This window comes from Streptomyces flavofungini (genome assembly GCF_041028215.1).
GTDB classification, from domain to species: Bacteria; Actinomycetota; Actinomycetes; order Streptomycetales; family Streptomycetaceae; genus Streptomyces; species Streptomyces flavofungini_B.
This window is the reverse complement of the sequence record NZ_JASKYR010000928.1, coordinates 1-2,550: the sequence shown is the minus strand read 5'-3', so window position 1 is coordinate 2,550 and position 2,550 is coordinate 1. Positions and strand designations below refer to the sequence as shown.

General features: G+C 72.2%; 3 protein-coding genes. 2 read left to right on the top strand and 1 reads right to left on the bottom strand.

The features are described 5' to 3' along the window. Positions 1-266 precede the first annotated feature (266 nt). On the bottom strand, positions 267-782 hold the full coding sequence (locus AB8Z36_RS36675; protein ID WP_369217713.1) for a lytic polysaccharide monooxygenase auxiliary activity family 9 protein: 516 nt from the start codon (positions 780-782) through the stop codon (positions 267-269). Positions 783-1,092: 310 nt separating this feature from the next. Between AB8Z36_RS36675 and AB8Z36_RS36670 the strand changes: the two genes are divergently transcribed. Both AB8Z36_RS36670 and AB8Z36_RS36665 read left to right on the top strand, forming a co-directional pair. Beyond that, positions 1,093-1,683 (top strand): carbonic anhydrase, encoded by a 591-nt coding sequence (locus tag AB8Z36_RS36670; RefSeq protein WP_369217712.1) that lies wholly within the window; start codon positions 1,093-1,095, stop codon positions 1,681-1,683. 70 nt (positions 1,684-1,753) lie between these two features. Then, positions 1,754-2,518, top strand: a complete 765-nt coding sequence (locus tag AB8Z36_RS36665) for an aminoglycoside adenylyltransferase family protein (protein WP_440582100.1) — start codon at positions 1,754-1,756, stop codon at positions 2,516-2,518. The last annotated feature ends 32 nt before the right edge of the window (positions 2,519-2,550 follow it).

The following is a 2,550-nucleotide window of genomic DNA, read 5'->3' as shown; positions in this document are numbered from 1 at the left end:
GCTGCGCGGGCATCCGCATGACAGATCTCCTCCGGGCGGGGCGGCGAGCGGTGGGGGTTCATGGGGCTCGCGCAAGGTAGTGCATGTTTTCAACTGCCAGCTATGCCCGCGGATGCGCGTCCGAACGGGGCCTTTTGGCATACGGGTGACTAGCGGAACCCGGATTCCGGTCCCGCACGGCACACGGGAGCGCCCGCCCCGCGGGAACACCGGGTTCCTGCGGGGCGGGCGCGGTGGTACGTGGCTGTGCGGCCCGTGAAGGCCGCTCAGCCCTTGATGTTCACGTCGATGCAGGCGTAGAACGCGTTGGCGGTGTCCGCGATGTTCCACACCGCGAGGACCTTCTTCTTGCCGGTCAGGCCGCCGAAGTCAACCTTGTGGGTGACGGTCGAACCCGGCTGGGCGCCACCGTCGTCGACCTCGGCGATCTTGTTGCCGTCGACGAAGTACTGCCAGGTGTTGGTCCGGTGTGCCGCCGTCAGCTTCCAGCTGAACTCCTGGGTGGAGCCGACGTCGGTGACCTGCCAGCCCTTGCTGTCGTCGTCGAGCTCGGCGAAGCCCGCGTTGCCGCCGCTGCACGACGTCAGCCCCTTGGGGCCCTCGACGCTCTGCGGCTCGTGCGTGATGGCGCCGCACGACACGGTGCCCGCGGCGCACTGGGCCTGGCGGCTCGGCGGCGTGGAGACGTAGCCGTGGGCACCGGCCGGGCTGACTGCGGTCAGGACGAGCACGGGCGCGATGCCCGCGCCCACGACGGCTGCCAGCTTTCGCTTGGAACGCATCTCTGCTCCCTCTGGGTGGGGGGATGAGGGGGAAGGGACAACCGGGCGCCTCGGTCGACTCATTGGCCTAGACCTTACTGATTGTCGGAACGCCGTCAAGGCTTCAAGTGATGTTCATGTGCTGGAAGTTGTCCGTGGGCCGTCCGGCCCCCGGCCCTCCGCCGGGTCCGGCGGGCCGCCCGCGCCGGGCCGTCGCAGGCCGCCGTCAGAGGTACTGCCCGGTCGTGTCTCCGGCCGCGTCGCCCGAGGTCAGGCAGGGTGAATCGGGTCGGCCCGCAGCGGGCCATCCCCCCCACACGAGGGAGTGACCATGCCAGAGGACCTCGCGTCCGGAGTACGGCGTTTCCAGCGGGACGTCTTTCCCGCGAAGGCGGAGCTCTTCCGGCGCCTCGCCACCGGACAGGCCCCGGACGCCCTGTACATCGGCTGCTCCGACTCCCGTGTCGTGCCCGAACTGGTCACCCAGCGCGAGCCGGGCGAGCTCTTCGTCATCCGCACCGCGGGCAACCTCGTCCCCGTCCACACGCCGTACGGGGACGGGGTAGCCGCCAGCATCGAGTACGCCGTCGTCCAGCTCGGCGTCACCGATGTCGTCGTCTGCGGCCACTCCGCCTGCGGGGCGATGTCCGCCCTCGCCGAGGGGGCCGACCTGAGCGCCATGCCGGCGGTCGCCGAGTGGCTCCGGTACGCGGACGCCGCCGTGGTCGAGACGGCCGACGTCGCCCCGTCGGAGCGGACGGCCGCCCTGATCCGCGCCAATGTCCTCCTCCAGCTCTCCCACCTGGCCAAGTACGCCTGTGTCGCCGAGGCCATGGACCGTGGCGCCCTGACCCTGCACGGGTGGGTCTTCGACATCGGCACCGGCGCGGTGGAGGGACTCACCCCCGTCGCCGGGGCGTAGAGCCCTTCGCCGGGCGGGACCGGCCCGCCCTAGGATGCGGGCGGACCGCACCGACGGAGAGGTGGAACGCGTGACCCAGACCGATGACGTCATCGCCCTGGTGTGCCGGACGCTCGGCGCGGACGGCGTCGTCGGCGCCTATCCGCACGGCTCGGCCGTACTCGGCGGTCTCCGCCCGCTCAGCGACCTCGACGTCCTCGTCGTCGCGGGGCGGCGCACCACGCCGGAAGAGCGCAGGGCGCTGACCGAGGGGCTCCTCGTGCTCTCGCCCGCCGGGCACCCCAGCGACACCTTCCGCCCCGTCGAGCTGACGATCGCCGTCCAATGCGACCTCCGCCCGTGGGTCTATCCGCCGGTCAGCGAGTACCAGTACGGGGAGTGGCTGCGCGAGGAGTATCTGCGCGGCGAGTTCCCCGCGCCGCGACCCGACCCCGACCTGGCGCTCCTCGTCACGATGGTGCTCGCGGGACGGACCCCGCTGCTCGGTCCCGCGCCGGACCAGGTCCTCGACCCGGTGCCGCCCGGTGACGTCGCCCGGGCCATGACCGAGGCCGTCCCCGCACTCCTCGCCGAGCTGGCGACGGACACCCGCAACGTCCTTCTCACCCTCGCCCGCGTCTGGACGACCCTGGCGACGGGCGAGATCAGGTCCAAGGACGCCGCCGCCGACTGGGCCATCGACCGCCTCCCCGCCGAACTCCGCCCGGCGCTCGCCCACGCCCGCGCCGTCTACCTCGGCACCGAACAGGAACGCCGGGACGTCCTCGGCCCCAGCGCGGCCCCACTCGCCGACCACGTCGTACGAGAGATCGAACGCCTGCTCCCGAGGCACTGAGCGGGCGCGCCACCGGGTGAGCGAACCGGGGC